This is a genomic window from Halomicronema sp. CCY15110 (assembly GCF_016888165.1).
Classification (GTDB): domain Bacteria; phylum Cyanobacteriota; class Cyanobacteriia; order Phormidesmidales; family Phormidesmidaceae; genus Halomicronema.
In genome coordinates this window covers 1-17,019 of record NZ_JACSWC010000176.1, presented here as the reverse complement: position 1 = coordinate 17,019, position 17,019 = coordinate 1, and the positions used below count along the sequence as shown (strand labels likewise).

12 protein-coding genes are annotated in these 17,019 nt (G+C 55.6%); 7 read left to right on the top strand and 5 right to left on the bottom strand.

The window, feature by feature from the left end; translation table 11 throughout:
* Nucleotides 1-6: 6 nt before the first annotated feature.
* Genes JUK32_RS04980 through rfbC form a run of 3 tightly spaced genes read right to left on the bottom strand, consistent with a single transcriptional unit; the run spans nucleotide 7 to nucleotide 2,537 of the window.
* Nucleotides 7-1,080, bottom strand: coding sequence for a glucose-1-phosphate thymidylyltransferase (locus JUK32_RS04980; RefSeq protein ID WP_204137756.1), 1,074 nt, complete (start codon nucleotides 1,078-1,080; stop codon nucleotides 7-9).
* Nucleotides 1,081-1,101: 21 nt separating this feature from the next.
* The gene (gene rfbD, locus JUK32_RS04975; protein ID WP_204137748.1) at nucleotides 1,102-1,989 is read right to left on the bottom strand and encodes a dTDP-4-dehydrorhamnose reductase; all 888 of its coding nucleotides are present in this window, start codon (nucleotides 1,987-1,989) and stop codon (nucleotides 1,102-1,104) included.
* A complete protein-coding gene (gene rfbC, locus JUK32_RS04970) occupies nucleotides 1,989-2,537 on the bottom strand; it encodes a dTDP-4-dehydrorhamnose 3,5-epimerase (RefSeq protein WP_204137747.1) in 549 nt (182 codons plus the stop codon). Before rfbC ends, rfbD begins: the two co-directional genes overlap by 1 nt.
* A gap of 528 nt (nucleotides 2,538-3,065) precedes the next feature.
* Between rfbC and JUK32_RS04965 the strand changes: the two genes are divergently transcribed.
* Nucleotides 3,066-4,778, top strand: coding sequence for a M48 family metallopeptidase (locus JUK32_RS04965; RefSeq protein ID WP_204137746.1), 1,713 nt, complete (start codon nucleotides 3,066-3,068; stop codon nucleotides 4,776-4,778).
* A gap of 556 nt (nucleotides 4,779-5,334) precedes the next feature.
* Here JUK32_RS04965 and JUK32_RS04960 read toward each other — a convergent pair.
* Nucleotides 5,335-6,387 carry a Fe(3+) ABC transporter substrate-binding protein gene (locus tag JUK32_RS04960; RefSeq protein ID WP_204137745.1) on the bottom strand — a complete coding sequence of 351 codons (1,053 nt, stop codon included), beginning with the start codon at nucleotides 6,385-6,387 and terminating at the stop codon, nucleotides 5,335-5,337.
* A 515-nt stretch (nucleotides 6,388-6,902) separates the two neighbouring features.
* Between JUK32_RS04960 and JUK32_RS04955 the strand changes: the two genes are divergently transcribed.
* Nucleotides 6,903-7,643, top strand: coding sequence for a PHP domain-containing protein (locus JUK32_RS04955; protein WP_204137744.1), 741 nt, complete (start codon nucleotides 6,903-6,905; stop codon nucleotides 7,641-7,643).
* A gap of 344 nt (nucleotides 7,644-7,987) precedes the next feature.
* Here the strand turns inward: JUK32_RS04955 and JUK32_RS04950 are convergent, their stop codons facing one another.
* Nucleotides 7,988-10,633 (bottom strand): diguanylate cyclase domain-containing protein, encoded by a 2,646-nt coding sequence (locus tag JUK32_RS04950; protein WP_204137743.1) that lies wholly within the window; start codon nucleotides 10,631-10,633, stop codon nucleotides 7,988-7,990.
* A gap of 183 nt (nucleotides 10,634-10,816) precedes the next feature.
* Between JUK32_RS04950 and JUK32_RS04945 the strand changes: the two genes are divergently transcribed.
* The 5 genes from JUK32_RS04945 (at nucleotide 10,817) to urtC (ending at nucleotide 16,885) form a co-directional block, all read left to right on the top strand.
* The gene (locus tag JUK32_RS04945) at nucleotides 10,817-11,509 is read left to right on the top strand and encodes an urease accessory protein UreF (RefSeq protein ID WP_204137742.1); all 693 of its coding nucleotides are present in this window, start codon (nucleotides 10,817-10,819) and stop codon (nucleotides 11,507-11,509) included.
* Nucleotides 11,510-11,648: 139 nt separating this feature from the next.
* Nucleotides 11,649-12,323: an urease accessory protein UreG gene (gene ureG, locus JUK32_RS04940; RefSeq protein WP_204137741.1), complete on the top strand. Its 675-nt coding sequence runs from the start codon at nucleotides 11,649-11,651 to the stop codon at nucleotides 12,321-12,323.
* A gap of 296 nt (nucleotides 12,324-12,619) precedes the next feature.
* Nucleotides 12,620-13,945 (top strand): urea ABC transporter substrate-binding protein, encoded by a 1,326-nt coding sequence (gene urtA / locus JUK32_RS04935; protein ID WP_204137740.1) that lies wholly within the window; start codon nucleotides 12,620-12,622, stop codon nucleotides 13,943-13,945.
* Between the two features lie 354 nt (nucleotides 13,946-14,299).
* Complete coding sequence (locus tag JUK32_RS04930; protein WP_204137739.1) at nucleotides 14,300-15,700, top strand: branched-chain amino acid ABC transporter permease; 1,401 nt, start codon at nucleotides 14,300-14,302, stop codon at nucleotides 15,698-15,700.
* Nucleotides 15,701-15,709: 9 nt separating this feature from the next.
* Nucleotides 15,710-16,885, top strand: coding sequence for an urea ABC transporter permease subunit UrtC (gene urtC, locus JUK32_RS04925; RefSeq protein ID WP_204137738.1), 1,176 nt, complete (start codon nucleotides 15,710-15,712; stop codon nucleotides 16,883-16,885).
* Nucleotides 16,886-17,019 lie beyond the last annotated feature (134 nt).

Below are 17,019 nucleotides of genomic sequence, written 5' to 3'. Positions count from 1 at the left end.
CTTGATTTAAATCAGCTCAATGACACAATCGTCGCCCACCATGAAGCGCGAGGCTTTGGGCCGTTTGGGACTGTGCACAAGGCGGGCGCGGCGGCCGATGAGGCTATCGACAATCCGCTGGTGCAGTTCTTTGATCACAGCGCCTTCGAGTACGACGCTGTGATCCATTTCCACGTCGATCATGGTGACACTGTGGGCGATGCTGCTGTAGGAACCAATGAAACAGTTTTCGATGTGGCAGTTGTCGCCGATCGCCACCGGGCCGCGAATGGTGGAATTGACCACCGTGGTGCCGGGGCCAATGCGGACGCGACCGCTGATCTGGGTGGCGTCATCCACGGTGCCGGCAATGTCATGACTGAGGGTTTCATCGAGAATGATTTGGTTAGCGGCCAAAAGGTCGTCCTTTTTGCCCGTGTCGAGCCACCAACCTTGTAAGGTCTCAGCCGTCACGTTGCCGCCAGTATCAACCAGGGCTTGAATGGCGTCAGTAATTTCCAGCTCACCGCGCGGTGAGGGCTGTAGCTGGGCAATCACCTGATGAATCTGGGGCGAAAACAGATAAACCCCGACGAGGGCTAAATCCGACGGCGGATCTTTGGGCTTTTCCACCAGGCGAGTGACCTGCCCTGCGGAGTTCAACACCGCGACGCCAAAGGCCGTGGGGTTGGGCACTTGCTTCAGCATGATGAGGGCGTCGAGCGATCGCGTCACAAATTCACTGACAAACCCGGCTAGCTCATCGCGGATTAGATTGTCGCCGAGGTACATCAAAAACGGTGACTCACCAAGGAACGGTTGCGCCACTTTCACCGCGTGGGCCAAGCCGTCGGGGCTGTCTTGCAAAATGTAGGTGATTTTAGCCCCAAACTGAGCGCCGTCACCCGTCGCCGCCCGAATGGCGTCGCCAGTTTCAGGACTGATGACGATGCCGATGTCGGTGATGCCAGCCGCGACAATTTGCTCAATGCCGTACCAGAGAATCGGTTTATTGACCACGGGCACCAGTTGCTTTGCCCCTGTGTAGGTGAGGGGGCGCAGGCGGGTACCGCGGCCACCGGATAACATCAGTGCTTTCATCGTCATGGGGGCAACCTCTCGCTAGCCTTGCGGTGGAGACGACACAAACTCTTGCAGCATTTTGCGGAGGCTGACCCGCCAATGGGGAGGCGTTTGGTTCAAGAGTGCGTCGAGTTTTTCGGAGCCGAGTACCGAGTAAGCGGGACGCTTGGCGGGCAGCGGGTATTGGTCGGTGGTGATGGGCAGCACGGTTTTCAGGGTCAGCGGATAGCCCAGGGCAGCGGCTTCTTCAAAAATGGCGATCGCAAAGTCGTACCAACTCACGGCCCCACTATTGGTGAAATGGTAGGTGCCAAACGTGCCCGGTGCGAGATACGGGATGAGTTGAGCGATCGCGGCGGCAATGTCATAGCTCCAGGTAGGGCACCCGACTTGGTCGTAAACGACTTTCAACGTGTCGCGCTCGGCCCCCAGTCGCAACATAGTTTTGACGAAGTTGCCCTGTCCCTTAGCCCCGTAAACCCAGGCGGTGCGCAGAATGACGTGGCGATCGCAGGCAGCCTGCACCGCCAATTCCCCCGCCAGTTTGGATTGGCCATACACCCCCAGCGGATTCGTCGGACTGTCAGGTTGATAAGGCTGGTTTTGCTGACCGTCGAAAACGTAGTCCGTCGAAATGTGAATCAGGATCGCCCCACACGCCGCCGCCGCTTGGGCTAATTTTCCTGGGGCTTCACCGTTAATGGTGTAAGCGAGTTGGGGTTCTTGCTCGGCTTTATCCACCGCAGTGTAGGCAGCGGCATTCACAATCACATCGGGCGGCTGGGCCAAAATCTTGGGGCCAATGGCATCTAATTGAGCGAGATCTAACTCGTGACGCCCCCAAGCGGTGACCGTCCCGATCGCCGATAGCGTAGTGAGCAACTCTTGGCCGACCTGGCCCTGACACCCCAGCAGCAAAATCTTCATTACGCAAACACCTCGGCCTCGGCCAAGCGATCGCCCTGTTGATCCTTCGCCGATAGCACGGGTTCAGTATCCCCTAAAGGCCAAGCGATCTCTAGATCGGGATCATTCCACAAGAGGCTACGCTCGTGCTGCGGTGCGTAGTAGTCCGTCGTTTTATAAAGCACGTCGGCACTGTCGGACATCACATAAAAGCCGTGGGCAAACCCCTCGGGCACCCAGAGCTGGCGATGATTCTCGGCAGACAATACTTCCCCCACCCACTGACCAAACGTGGGCGAACTGCGACGAATATCCACCGCAACATCAAAAATTTCGCCCGCCACGACTCGGAGCAATTTGCCCTGGGTTTGCTGAATCTGGTAATGCAGTCCACGCAGAATGCCGCCCTTGGAGCGGGAGTGGTTGTCCTGCACAAAGGTGCGCTCTAGCCCAGTTTTATCGGCAAAGGTCTGTTGGTTGAAGCTTTCTAAAAAGAAGCCTCGGTGATCGCCATAAACCGGAGGCTCTAGCAACAACACCTCAGGAATCGCGGTTGGAATAACTTTCATGCGAACTCAAGAATCAGCAGCCTGGCACCGCTGGGAAATTGCGACTTCGGGGACGCGAAGCTGCACTCATGGAGTGCGATCGCTACCGCAGCGAGTTTATCCTGAACCGGGCACAAACACCACGGCATTAACCAGATCAAGCTTCACTAGCAAGCCACAGGGGTAATGGCACAGGGGAACCTCATGGTCATAGCCCCAAGCGATCGCCAGCGTGGCCGCTCATATATTGATGTCTGAATGATGTTTGCCGCCTTCCCATCATTGTCGTGACAAATGCACAGCCCCACAACCAAGTTGTGACGTGGCGCAACGAATTTCGACACCCTGGGGAACTCGTCTCCTATGTGTACGTCTTATTGGCACAGCTTGCTCCTGACTGTTCTTCGCGATCGCTGTGTCTAAGCGAGATTTTTCGACGATTGCTCACTGCCCTGTTTTTTAAGCGGCAGAGCGGGCTCTGCGTCGGGTGCAGAAGACGTTGCAAGCTAGAGTAAGAGCACGGTTGTAGTGCAGTCAGGCCGATAAGCCATGAATAAAGGACAGCGGTTGATAGCTTGGTGTCTGGTGGGTCTTTTAGTATCCACCGGTTGGCAATGGCTGATCTGGGGAGGACGACCGGGATACGCTAGCCCAACGCCAGTGCTGGCGCAAACACCAGCAGAAGCCGCCCCCCCCTCGCCACCCTCGCTGGAAGATCTGAGCGTGCCCGAGGCTGAGGACGAGGCGGTCACCGCCGATCCCCCAAACCAACCTGACGTTGTGCCCCAAGTACCAGAGGCAGGCCAGACTCCAGAGGAGCCGACTGGTGATGGCAACGTCTGGAACGATATCGAAATTGAGTCCACGGGTACGGACACCTCACCCCTCAAGATTACGAAGCGGCAGCAGATTTTGATGACGGCGGATGAGCACTATTTGGCCGGGGACTACGAAACCGCCGAAGTCCTTTACCGCCAGGTCAAAGACGCCGTTTGGCAAATTGACCCCGCCGACCTGCGCCCTGAACCCATTACCGACCCGGCAGATTTACCCCCTGCTGGGGCTGTGTACTGGCGCGAAGCGAAAGCGGGCTATGAATTGGGGCTGACCCATCGCACCCTGGTGCCGCTAGAATTGCTCGTGCAGGAATATCCGCAATTCATTCCGGCCCAGGTCTTTTACTCGCAATATCTGATCGAAAATGATCGGGCCGAAGAAGCGGATGCGATTTTAGATCAGTCGCTGATGCTCTACCCGAGTCAGCCAGCGCTGTTGCAGGCTCGCACCCAAGCTCAAATGGCCCTGGAGCAGTGGATCGAAGCCGCCATCACGGCCAGACAGTTTGCGCTACTCAACCCGGAGCATCCCGACCGGGAGGAGATGGAGGCGCTGAGTTCCCAAAATCTCGATCGCTTTCGGGCGGAGATGAATGAAGAATTGACGGGCAACTTGATTGGCAACCTCATCACGGGCACCGCTGGGCTGTTACTCACGGGCGGTCTGATTGGCCCCTTTACCGCGCTTAACTCAGCGATGATTCTGCTCCAGGGCGAGTCGGTCGTGGGGGCCAGCGTGGCTGAGCAAGCCCAAGACCAGCTGCCCATGCTGCGCGATCGCCAGGTCGAGGAGTACCTGAACCGCATGGGTCAAGAATTAGCCAGCTTGGCGGGGCGCGACGAATTTACCTATGAGTTTCATGTAGTGGATGAGCCCGAACTGAATGCGTTTGCGCTCCCCGGCGGCAAGGTTTTCATCAACGCCGGAGCCATTCTCAAGACTGAATCCGAAGCAGAATTGGCCGGACTCGTCGCTCACGAACTGGCCCACACGGTGCTGTCCCACGGCTTTCAACTGGTGACCAACGGCAACCTGATCAGCAGCATTGCCGGGGTGATTCCGATTCGTGAAGTGGGCGGTCTCGCGGCCAACCTGATCTTCAGCAGCTATTCGCGGGAAATGGAGCGCCAGGCTGACATTCTGGGCACCCAGTTGCTCTCGGCTGCCGGGTACGCGGCCGATGGCTTGCACAGTTTGATGATCACGCTTGAGGAAGAAGTGGGCGATCGCGGCGGTGTGCAATGGTTCTCGTCTCACCCCGCCCCGGAAGAGCGGGTCGATTATCTGCAGCAGATTGTGGAAGTAGGCGGCTTTAACCGCTACGCCTACGAAGGAGTCGCACCGCATTTGGCGATCCAGCAGCGGGTGGCCCGGCTCGCCACGAAAGAACCGGAACCGGAGCCCACGATGGAGACCGTCGAGTAGCGATCGGGCTGCGTTCAAGACTCAGGGATCAGGATTTTATAAGATCCAAGTTGTGTCGGGCAGGCATCTTGACTACTCTGGAACAGCCGAGACGGCTTTCCACACTTAGTTAAATTCCCATTCCTTAGGGCGCGTCATCAATTAATTCCAGAGACCTGGTGAGATCAGCATTACCGCGCCCGCACTCCTGAAATAAACTAGGGCCTGTCGTCCTTTTGCCGCAAGGCTTTGATGACTCAATGATGACAGGCCCTAGCGCATCCGTTATTTGCTAAGACGGTCTACTGCTCATAATTAATCGCCCGTTTTGCGACAGCTATTCGAGGCTCGAATACAATACCGATGGCGGCAAGGTGCAAGCGAGATGGCTCAATCTGGGAGTAGTGGCACGCAACGCGATCCGGTCGAAGCGATCGCCCCTGTGGTGACACGAAGATGATTGGCACATGTCGCGGCGGGTTTTAGCCAGGGTAGATTTGACCTGGTCACCTGACAACTCGCCAAGGCAACGGACAAAACCCACCCCAACTTTTACCAGACTCAGGCTAGCGGTGGCTTACTCCCAGCTCGCGCGATCCATGAGCTGCACGGCGGCCTCGGCGTTGCTGCCGTAGGCTTCCACATTCACCTCATCTTCCACAAAGTCACCCATGCTCGCGAGCACCGGCTCCAGCTCGGTGCCTTCCACCACGGGGTACTCATTGTTGCCCTGGGCAAAGAACTCCTGAGCGGTGGGAGTCGAGAGATATTCGAGGAAGACGATCGCCCCATCGGGATTCGGCGCACTGCTCAACACACCCGCCCCGCTGATGTTGACGTGGGTACCGCGACCATCCTGATTGGGGAAAAATGCCCCGACCCTTTCAAACACTTCCTGATCGGCGGGATCATCAGACTTGCCCAAGCGCACCAGGTAGTAGCTGTTGGCGATCGCCACATCGCCCAAACCTGCCGCAACCGCTCTGATCTGAGCCGTATCATTGCCTTCGGGCGAGCGGGCAAAGTTACTCACCAACCCCGCTGCCCAGTCTTCCGTCGCCTCCAGACCATTGGTTTCAATCATGCCCGCCACCAGCGACTGGTTATAGATGTTGCTCGATGAGCGAATCAGCACCCGGCCCGCCCATTTCGGCTCAGCCAGCGCCTCGTAAGTGGACAACTCGGCAGGGTTCACGCGATCGCGGTTATACATAATCACCCGCGCCCGTTTGGAAAAGCCGTACCACAGCCCGTCGGGGTCACGCAGATTTTCCGGAATACGCTCCGTCAACATAGCCGAATCTACGGGGGTGAAAATGCCCTCCTGGGTGGCCCGCCACAACCGCCCCGCATCCACGGTCATAAAGACATCTGCCGGACTATTGGCCCCCTCACTCAAAATCCGTTCCAGCAGCTCGTCGGCACTGCCCTCAATCAAATTGACGCGAATGCCCGTCTGCTCAGTAAACCCGTCATACAGCGCGTCATCGGTGTTGTAGTGCCGCGATGAGTAGAGATTAATTTCGCCAGTTTGAGCGTGGGCGTGGCGGGGGCGATTGAGCTGAGCAGCGCTGAGGGCAAGGGTGGCTCCGCCAGCCACCAAAAAAGAGCGTCGGGTCAGTTTGTGCATGGACATGACTTCCGTTCGAATCCTTATTGAGAATAACTACGGTTAAAACAACTAGCGCACATCCTATCACTATTGCAAACCACTCTCTACTATTTTTTCTCGCAATCTGGGCTAATCGGGTCGCAATCCTCAGATTTACAAGGAAAATTCCAGGGTTTGATAGGGTTACAAGGTTGATGACAGCCCAGCTTTATTCAGATGAAGTCGCAACAAGCCAACAAAAAGTGACCGAATAAAGTGATCTATTTTCACGAAAACGTCAATCTTGAAGAAAAGCATTCTCAATCAAACGAGCGATCGCCATGCCTGGACGGCATATCAACCCACACTGACCGATGGCCCGATCACCCATACACGTTTATGGATGCCCAAAATGCTCAGGGCGAATGGGGAACGAAAACGGGAAGATTCCATTCCTAAAAAAATAAGAATTAGTTATACGTAAACTTTTTACGGCGGCTATATTAGATAGAGATAAAGATATTTAGTGAGAAATACAGTCGGCAAGGTCAATCATGGTAGTCAGCCCCGTCCAAATAGGCGTCTCGGCTAGGGCATTTCAGAGAGATGCTCTAAAACTGCGAGGAATATTTGAGACAGTGGATGAAACCAGCTGTCCCGGTCAGTTGAACTTTCACATGCATACCCATCATTCCGATGGGCAGCTATCCGCCGAAAAATTGATCGAGCAAGCCATTCGCCTCGGCTTACGAGAATTTGCCATTACCGACCACCACACCGTCAGCGGCTTTCGGAAAGCCAAGCAGTATTTAGAAGACTGGCAGTGGAAAAATCCGGCACCCATTCAACGGCGGGACCGCAAAAAAGGGGCCAGACGACTGCCGCGATTGTGGACCGGGATTGAAATTACGTCCCGACTGGCCGATGTCGACGTGCACATTTTGGGGTATGCCTTTAAGCCTGGTCATGCCGCCATGCAGCCCTATCTCAACCATATGTCACCGCGAGGGCAAGATCAGCAAGCGGCGCAGGTGATCACGTCGATTCAGGCGGCGGGGGGCATTGCGGTGCTGGCTCATCCTTGTCGCTATCGTCGCAACCCAGAAGAGTTGGTGGCGGCCGCTGCCGATCATGGCATTGATGGCATTGAGGTTTACTACGCCTACGACAATCCCAAAGAGTGGCGGCCCTGCCCCAAAAAGACGCCCGCCATGCGGCAACTGGCCGAAGACTTTAACTTGCTCAAAACCTGTGGGACGGACACCCACGGCCCCAACCTGACGCGACGAATTTGAGGCCGATCGCACTTCAGAGACTCGCCTGAAAAAAGATCCTGCTAATGGAGGTGGGACATTGTTTAGCCGCCGTCCCTGATGGTTATTAAGGGATCTGCAACTCAATAAAGTATCCGTTCAATCCGGTTTCGACTTCGCTCAATCTACCAGTATCGAGAGTTGAGCGGAGTCGAAACTCGGTTCATGGGGATCTTTTTTACGCGCCAGTCCCTAGGGCGCGTCATCAATATAATTCCAGAGACCTGGTGGGATCAGCATTATCGCGCCCGCACTCCTGAAATAAGCTAGGGCCTGTCGTCCTTTTGCCGCCAGGCTTTGATGATTAAATGATGACAGGCCCTAAGTTATGAAAGGGACATTTGCACCCAGCAATTACGTCCTTGGTGCTTGGCCTTGTACAGCAGTTGATCAACTCTTTGCACGAGTTCCGTCGGGGTATCATGTCGAGCCGGTTGGCAAGTGACAATGCCAAAACTGAGGGTGATCTGGGGGGCAATGGGTGAATCTTCATGGGGCAAGGCTCGGGCTTGCAGCCGTTGCTGAATTTGCTGCACTAATGCGGTGGCCCCAGTTTCATGGGTGTAGGGGAGAACGAGGACAAATTCTTCTCCCCCGTACCTCGCCACCAAATCACCGGAGCGTTGCACTGTCTGCTGCAATACTTGGGCCACTGCCTGCAGGCAGCGATCGCCCTGGGGATGTCCGTAGTAATCGTTATAGCGTTTGAAATAGTCAACATCGATCATCACTAAGGACAGCCAGTTTTGATCCCGCTGCATCAGTTTCCAGACTTGGGCCAGATAGTCATCAAAGCGGCGACGGTTGGCCAACTGGGTCAAACCGTCCAAGTGGGCCAGGTGCTCTAGCTCCTGATTCGAGGCTTGCAGCTGAGATTCGAGTTGTTTGCGAGCAGTAATGTCCATCAGGATGCCGTGCCAGACTTTCTCGCCGTTCTGGTGCTGGCTTAAGTGACTTTTGCCTTGTACCCATTTCAGTTTTCCCGAGGGGGTAATGATGCGCCATTCATGCTCAAACGGCTGCTGCGTTTCTCTGCTGCGCACTAATGCGGCTTCGTAATCAGCGAGATCCTCAGGATGAATGAGCACTCTGGCCAGATCGGGATTCGCGAGCCACTGCTCCCGTGGGATCTCAGTAATCACCTCAATGTAGTGGTTGGAATAGTCAAACACATGTTCGCCATCGGGCTGAATGCGTAAAGAAAAAATATGACCGGGAATCGTATTGGCCCAGGCTTCTAACCGCTGGGTGGTGTTTTGCAAGGCCAGTTCGGTCGCTTTGCGAGCGGTAATGTCTTGTACTTGGGAGAAAAAATAAACGGGTTGGTGGCGGCGATCGCGCACCAAAGACATGTGAAATAACCCCCAAACAATATAGCCTTGGCGATGGCAATACCGTCTTTCCAAGCTGTAGGTTTGAATTTCGCCTTGCTGCAACTGTTCTCTGAAGGGTGCAGTCCGCAGCCAATCCTCTGGATGCACAATGTCTTGCGGCTTCATGTTCAATAACTCGGCTGAGGTGTATCCCAACATCTCAGCCAGCGCCTCATTGACCGCGATGGTTTGCCCGGTCATATCCACCAGAGCCATGCCGACCGCAGCCGACTCAAAGGCGGCGTGAAAGCGATCGCGCAGATCCTCCAAGGAGGTATCGACTGCCACGGCCATTTGTTGAAACCGCTGCGACAGTTCTGCCAGTTCTTGAATCGGGGTGTGAATCGTCGGCAGCTCAAACTGCTCGTTAGTGACTGACTGGGAGGCTTGGTTGAGAGCATGAATCGGCGCACTCAGCCAGTGCGCTATCCATAGGGTGAACCATAGCGCCAGCAGCACGATCAGGACACACAGCAACACCGTATAGCCAGCATTGACCCGGAAATCTGCCAAAAAGTCAGACTCCGCCAGGATGACGATCACCCACCAATCCAACCCCGGCATATCAGCAAGGGGCTGCACATAGACCGAGTAAACCTGTCCCTCAACCCGTAGCGGCATGACTAGGGGCCAGGCATCCGGCGATGGGGGCGGGCGATTTGCCAGCGGTGACTCAGTCACAAATAACTGGGGGGCGATCGCCTGCAGCAAAGACGACTGGCTCTGGGCGGCGGTCAACCTTTGCAGTTCTTCGGTAGTAGCGTCTTGAGTGAACAATGGCGTGCCATCCGACGCTGCCACTAATAGGCCATTGGGCTCAGCCAAAAACACCGCGCCCGAAGCGCCGACCGCCAAACTATTCAAATATGTGCTGAGGTGAGCCAAATCTAACTCGGCCCCCAACACCCCCAACAACTCCTCGCCCTCACCATACATTGGTTGATAGGCGGCAATGCCCAAAATCGGGTCATAAAACGAAGCGAACACCTCACTCCAGCTCGCCTTGGCATCGGCCACCGCTGCCTGAAACCAGGGCCGTTGACGAGCATCGTAAGGTGACTCAATGACCTGCAATAACTCAATCGGTTGTCCTTGGTCATCGGTGCGGTAAGTATGAATCAACCCGGCTCCGAGGGTCGGAGTTAAATCAACACTGACGGTTCCCGGTAGCCCAATCGTCGCCTCTGACTCACGAGTCGCGCCAATGTATCCCCCCTGGGCGGTGCCCAAGTACAAAAACCGCAACGATTCATGATGATGCAGCTGCTGCCAAAAATACTGACTCAGACGATCAGGCTCCTCAGTGGACAACAGCTCCTGGGTGATCAAGCCTTGGGTCACCAGATTGATATGCGGGGGCGTCTGGAGATAACTGCGCAGATGCTCATCCACGGTATCGGCGGTGTTTTTGCCAAAATCGCGCATGATGGCATCGGCAGCGGATTTGCCATTGCGAAATGAGACGTATCCCACAACGCTGACAATTAGCACTAATTGCGCAAAGAAAGGAATCGTCAGCGCCGCGCGCAGCGGCACCTTGAAGGGAGGCTGGGGAGCCGCCGATGGCGATGGCCGTCTGAGCCGCTTGAACTGATTCATAATTCGGAACAAGCTACGCTTGCCATACCATTGATTCAAGAAAGTGAGTGATGTAGAGATGATAGTTGCGCCCCGAGCTCGTTAAGGATGGCTTTAAAGGCGCAACAAAGTGCGGTAAATACTTTGGACAGCAGAACATCCAAATTTTAGGGGCTGATGCCGTTTGGGCATGAGAGCAGGTTTATGAATCTTCAATTGACCCAGGGCCGGTTGTTGACGCTGTTGCAACTGTCGAGTCCGGCCCTGCCCATTGGGGCATACAGCTATTCTGAGGGGATCGAAACGCTGGCGACCCAGGGCACGATCGCGACGGGCTCCGACCTGTTCCACTGGCTCTCGCAAGAACTCAACAGCGGCAGCATTCGGCTGGAAGCCGCCATCCTGCGGTGGAGTTATCTCGCCGCCAGCCAACCAGATTTTGAAGCATTGGCCCGCTGGAATCAGTGGTTGTCGGCGCTGCGCGAAACGGCGGAAATGCGATCGCAAAGCTGGCAAATGGGGCGATCGCTGCTGCGCCTGTTTGCCGACCTGGAACCGGAATTGACGGAGCAGTTGCCCGGTTTTGCCCGCCAGGGAGACTGTAATTTTGCGATCGCCTACAGCCTGGTAGCCCAAGCGTGGCAAATTCCTCTGGAGGAAGCCGCGATCGCCTTTCTCCACAGTTGGGCCGCCAACCTCATCAGTGCCGCCGTCCGCGCCGTCCCCTTGGGACAAACTGAGGGCCAGCGCTTGCTCCAGCAGTTGACCGCACCGATTCAGACGGCTCATGCCGAAATCGCTGCCATGACTGAGGCCGATCTCATGGCCTGCAACTGGGGTGTTGCCCTCGCCAGTATGCAGCATGAGGCACTGTACAGCCGCTTGTTTCGCAGTTAGGGGCAAGGCTTCGTGTCCCCCGTTCGGTACCGCCTAACCAGACATTACGAAAATGCCTCGCCCCGGCCATGGGGGCGGTGGACTATCGCTATAATTCCTCACTAACCCTGTTTGCTCTTTCAGAATTGAGGATAGCTTTGTGACGAAACCATTTCGGGTCGGGGTGGCTGGTCCCGTCGGCTCTGGCAAAACCGCACTGATCGACGCGCTCTGCAAAGCCATGCGCGACGACTTTAATCTCGCGGTGGTGACCAACGACATTTACACCCAAGAAGACGCCCAGTTTTTGGTGCGCAGCGAGGCGTTGGAACGCGATCGCATCATCGGGGTCGAAACGGGCGGCTGTCCCCACTCGGCCATCCGCGATGACGCTTCGATCAATTTGGAGGCGATCGATCGCTTAGTCGAGCGCTTTGCCCCGGACATCGTATTTGTCGAAAGCGGTGGCGACAACCTCGCCGCCACCTTCAGTCCCGAACTGGTGGAAATGACGCTCTACGTCATTGATGTCGCGGCAGGGGACAAAATTCCGCGCAAGGGCGGGCCGGGGATCATGAAATCAGACGTTTTGATCATCAACAAAATTGACCTCGCCCCGTACGTTGGGGCCGATCTGGAAGTCATGCGGCGCGATACAGAGAAGATGCGCGGCGATCGCCCCTTCATTTTCGCCAACCTCAAAACCTGCGAAGGCCTTAACACCGTCATTGACCTGATTCGCCATCAACAAAAACTCGGCCCCAGTCCAGCGGTAGCTAGCGCCGCCCAAGAGTTTGCCCACGGGCACACCCACGACCATGCCCATCACCCTTGAGTGATCGACCCTCGATTGAGGGAAGTAAGGGAAATAAAAGACCGGGAAAAGCAAAATGGCCTTAAATTCGGCTTAATCATTGGCGAAAGGTGACATTTTGTATCCCACACTACATTTAAGTATGTTCCCTGACTTTAGTATCACGATGCAATTACTGTGGCGAAGCAAAACTGTTTGGCCTCTGCCGCTGGTTAGAACTTGGAGAGTGGTGACTCTGATTGAGGACTCTCTGAGGCTTAGTTCACAGTTACTTTGCTACGAGTAAGCAACTTTTTGAGTCAGGAGCGACGGCACGTATGACAAATCGATTTGGCAGACGGAAGTTTTTAATCTACGGCTCCGCCACCATGGGCACCGCAATGCTGCTCAAGGCATGTGGAGCTCCCTCCGACACCACAACCGAAGAGGCTCCGGCTGAAGGCGGTGAAGAGACTGCGGCTGCGGGTGGTGACGGTGAAACCATTAAAGTCGGCATTTTGCACTCTCTGAGTGGCACGATGGCGATTAGTGAAACTACCGTTGTGGATGCGGAAAAGCTGGCCATCAAAGAAATCAACGCAGCTGGTGGCGTGCTGGGTAGACAGATTGAAGCGATCGAAGAAGACGGCGCTTCTGACTGGCCCACCTTCGCTGAGAAAGCTGAGAAACTGATTGACCAGGATCAGGTTGTAACGGTCTTTGGCTGTTGGACTTCCGCGAGCCGCAAAGCCGTGCTGCCAGTGTTTGAATCCAAGCAGCACCAGTTGTGGTACCCCGTGCAGTATGAGGGGCAAGAGTGCTCCCAAAACATCTTTTACACCGGGGCTGCACCCAACCAGCAGATTGAGCCTGCGGTTGATTGGCTGTTAGAAAATCAAGGAACTGATTTCTTCTTGGTGGGATCGGACTACGTCTTCCCGCGTACTGCCAACACCATCATCAAAGAACAGTTGGCAGCCAAGGGCGGCAACACCCTCGGCGAAGACTACTTGCCTCTGGGTAACACCGAAGTTACTCCGATCATCACCAAAATCAAAGCTGCCATGCCCGAAGGCGGCGTCATTTTCAACAGCTTGAACGGTGACAGCAATGTCGCCTTCTTTAAGCAGTTGCAGGGCGCTGGCATGACGCCGGATATGTATCCCGTAATGTCGGTAAGTGTGGCGGAAGAAGAAGTTCGCCAGATTGGCCCCGAATTCTTGGTCGGTCACTACGCCGCTTGGAACTATTTCCAAACTGTGGAAACCCCTGAGAACGAGAAGTGGGTCGCTGACTTCAAAGCGGAGTATGGTGACGATCGCGTGACCAATGACCCCATGGAAGCCGCTTACATCATGGTTTACCTGTGGAAGCAGGCGGTGGAAGCTGCAGGCACCACGGATATTCCCGCTGTGCGTGAAGCGGCTTATGGTCAGGAATTTGCGGCTCCCGAAGGGCTCGTGACCATGAACCCCAACCACCACATCTCGAAGACGGTACGGATTGGCCAAGTTCGCGATGACGGTCTGTTCGACATCGTATCTTCGACTGATGGCCCGATCGACCCGGTGCCCTGGAACCAGTACGTACCCGAAACGCAGGGCCTGGCTTGCGACTGGTCTGACCCTGAAAAGGGCGGTCAGTATGAAGTGGAAGGCGCATAACTTGACACTTTGATGGGTTACGCAACCTGAAGTGAAGGAGAGCAACACTTTGCCATGGGTGGCGAGAAATTGCTCTCCTTTTTTATTGGTAGTCAAAGTAACAGTGCCAGGGACTGGGACAGCGTATAGCTAACAAAGTCTTTTTGCAGGCAGCAGTCGAGTCGTACGGCCAGGGTTAAGACTCAGCCTGCTCGATGGGTGAGGCTGACTAGGGCTGGCTCGCCTAGGCCCCACACGCCGGTGGGTAGCGCAGCCGCACCAGTCTAATTCCCCCCCAGCAAGTGGGTTGGCCGCAGACGAGCCTTACCCTTGCGGGGTCGGCGCTGAACAAGTCATTACGCAGTAGGTAACAAGGTGATTGAGGGACTGCTTGGCGGATTATTTAACGGTCTTAGCATCGGGTCGGTGCTCCTGATTGTGGCGCTGGGACTGGCGATCGTGTTTGGTCTGATGGGCGTGATTAATCTGGCCCACGGCGAATTGATGATGCTGGGTGCTTATACCACTTATGTTGTGCAAAATGGTGCTGCCGCGATCGGGAGCGGGGCCCTGGAAATTTATTTCCTGGTGGCGCTCCCGATCGCCTTTCTCGTGGCAGCGGCGGTTGGCCTCTTGCTTGAGCGGGGAGTGATTCGTCACTTATACGGACGCCCCCTGGAAACTTTGCTCGCGACTTGGGGCGTGAGCCTGATTTTGCGACAGTTTATCCGCAGTGTGAGCTGGTCACTGGTGATCGGCCTGGTAATCTTTTGTGTGCTCTTTTTTGGCGGACGTTGGATTTTGCAACGCCAGGCTAACTGGGAACGCTTGAGCCGCATTGCCAATCCAGTCGTACTGATGTTGTCGGGGGCGATCGCGATTATTACCGGCATCTTGATCAATCAAAGCGGCAACACAACCCTAAGCCGTGCCTGGTTTGGCGCACGCAACGTGGACGTAACGGCCCCGAGCTGGCTCCGAGGCGGAGTGTCTGTGAGTGGCGAAGTGGCCTCCCAGCTTTACTGGGCCATTACTGTTGGGGTGTTTTTATTTGCCCTGCTGTGGATCGTCGGTTACTTCGCCTTTATCCGGTCCGAGCGGCAAATTACCGAACGTCTCGATAACGACCGAGTCGTGCTGATCGCCTCGGCTCTGCTTGCGTCCATCCTCACCTTATTCACCTTTTTCCTCAATCAGCCCGCACGACCTGATTGGTTTAGCAGTGGCGTGCCCCTACAGTTTCCCTACGCTCGATTGTTTATCATCGGTCTCACGATTGTTTGCCTGATCGGCATTTACTGGTTCCTCAACGGCACCGCTTGGGGCCTACGCATTCGTTCCGTGACGCAGAACCGTAAAATGAGCGCTTGCTTGGGCATTCCTACCGAAAAGGTGGATGCCCTTAGTTTTGCTCTAGGGTCGGGGCTAGCGGGGATCGCGGGCTGTGCCGTCACGCTGCTGGGCTCGGTAGGACCGAATTTGGGCGGCAACTACATTGTGGATGCCTTCATGGTGGTGGTGGTAGGCGGTGTGGGCAAGCTGGCGGGCAGCATTGTGGCCGCCCTCGTCATCGGCATTGTGACCTACCTGATTGGGTCTGGCACGATCGCCCTCTTGTTTACCCCCTTCCCTGCCCTCCAGCCCGTCACAGACTTTTTCACCTTCTTTGCCACCACCAGCATGGCCAAAGTGATGGTATTCGCGTTGATTATCGCTTTCTTGCAATGGAAGCCCGCTGGTATGTTCCCGCAGAAAGGCCGCTCGGTGGAGGTTTAAGAGAGATTCATGGTGACCGATACTCCCGTTCGACCTCGCAAACAGGTCAAAGCTCAAAAGTCTCGCCAGCGGACTATCGAAATCATTGGCGTCATTGCGTTTGTGGTGCTGATGGCGGTGATTTTACCGCTACTGCTGAGTGGTTTTCGGCTGGGTTTGCTGGGGCGCTTTTTGTCGCTGGCGATTGTCGCCCTGGGCATCGATTTGATTTGGGGCTTTACGGGCCTCCTGAGCTTGGGGCACGGCATTTTCTTCGCCTTGGGCGGCTATGCCTTTGCCATGTTCTTGCAGCTCAACAGCTTGGACGAAGGACAAATCCCGGAATTCTTTGGGCTGTATGGGGTCAATACCCTGCCCTGGTTTTGGGGACCGTTCGCTTCGCTGCCCTTTACTCTGATTGCGATTTTTACGATTCCCGCCATCGTCGCTGGACTGTTGGGCTACCTGGTGTTTCGTAACCGGATTCGCGGCGTTTATTTTTCCATCCTGACCCAGGCAGCGTTGGTCGTCTTTTTCAACCTCTTCAACGGTCAGCAGAAGTGGATTAACGGTACCAACGGTCTGAAAACTAGCACCAGCGTCTTTATGGGCCAAGAGGTGGGTAGCGATCGCATGCAGATGACCTTTTACCTGTTTACGGTGGTCATGCTGGTGCTGATGTATTTACTATGCCGCTGGCTCACCAGTGGTCGGTTTGGCCGCTTGTTGGTGGCCATTCGGGATGACGAAAACCGGGTGCGATTCTCCGGCTACGACCCGACGGGCTTTAAGGTGTTGGTGTTTGCGGTGTCGGGGGCGATCGCGGGCATCGCCGGGGCGCTTTACACCGTGCAGTCGGGCATCGTTTCCCCCCAGTTTATGGACATCGCCTTTTCGATTGAGATGGTGATTTGGGTCGCTGTGGGCGGTCGGGCCACCTTGGTCGGCGCGGTGCTCGGAGCTCTGCTGGTGAACTGGGCCAGAGCCTTACTCAGTGAAAGCTTTCCCGAAGTTTGGCTGTTTTTCCAGGGCGCATTATTCCTCTTGGTGGTGACGGCCCTGCCCGATGGCATTGTGGGCTGGCTGCGACAACAAGCGCCCGAACGGCTGCGATCGCTCTTTAGCAAACCGGACGCATTAGCAACCTATCCCCAAGTCGAACTCGACGCCGATGGGCAACAAGAGCGATCGGAAATCTCCGAATAACCCGCTGCCCCATTTCCCAAAAGGGCCAGGCATTCCACCCGTTATCCATAGGGGCGAGGCATTCTCGTTGTTAGGTTACGGGCATAAGTGAGCGTTATTCCGAGAATGCCTCGCCCCGACCCCACCCCAACCCC

Coding starts and splice junctions, on each gene's coding strand:
- JUK32_RS04965 (WP_204137746.1), top strand. CDS start 3,066: ATGAATAAAGGACAGCGGTTGATAGCTTGGTGTCTGGTGGGTCTTTTA.
- rfbD (WP_204137748.1), bottom strand. CDS start 1,989: ATGAAGATTTTGCTGCTGGGGTGTCAGGGCCAGGTCGGCCAAGAGTTG.
- JUK32_RS04955 (WP_204137744.1), top strand. CDS start 6,903: ATGGTAGTCAGCCCCGTCCAAATAGGCGTCTCGGCTAGGGCATTTCAG.
- JUK32_RS04980 (WP_204137756.1), bottom strand. CDS start 1,080: ATGAAAGCACTGATGTTATCCGGTGGCCGCGGTACCCGCCTGCGCCCC.
- urtA (WP_204137740.1), top strand. CDS start 12,620: ATGACAAATCGATTTGGCAGACGGAAGTTTTTAATCTACGGCTCCGCC.
- rfbC (WP_204137747.1), bottom strand. CDS start 2,537: ATGAAAGTTATTCCAACCGCGATTCCTGAGGTGTTGTTGCTAGAGCCT.
- JUK32_RS04950 (WP_204137743.1), bottom strand. CDS start 10,633: ATGAATCAGTTCAAGCGGCTCAGACGGCCATCGCCATCGGCGGCTCCC.
- JUK32_RS04960 (WP_204137745.1), bottom strand. CDS start 6,387: ATGCACAAACTGACCCGACGCTCTTTTTTGGTGGCTGGCGGAGCCACC.
- urtC (WP_204137738.1), top strand. CDS start 15,710: ATGGTGACCGATACTCCCGTTCGACCTCGCAAACAGGTCAAAGCTCAA.
- JUK32_RS04945 (WP_204137742.1), top strand. CDS start 10,817: ATGAATCTTCAATTGACCCAGGGCCGGTTGTTGACGCTGTTGCAACTG.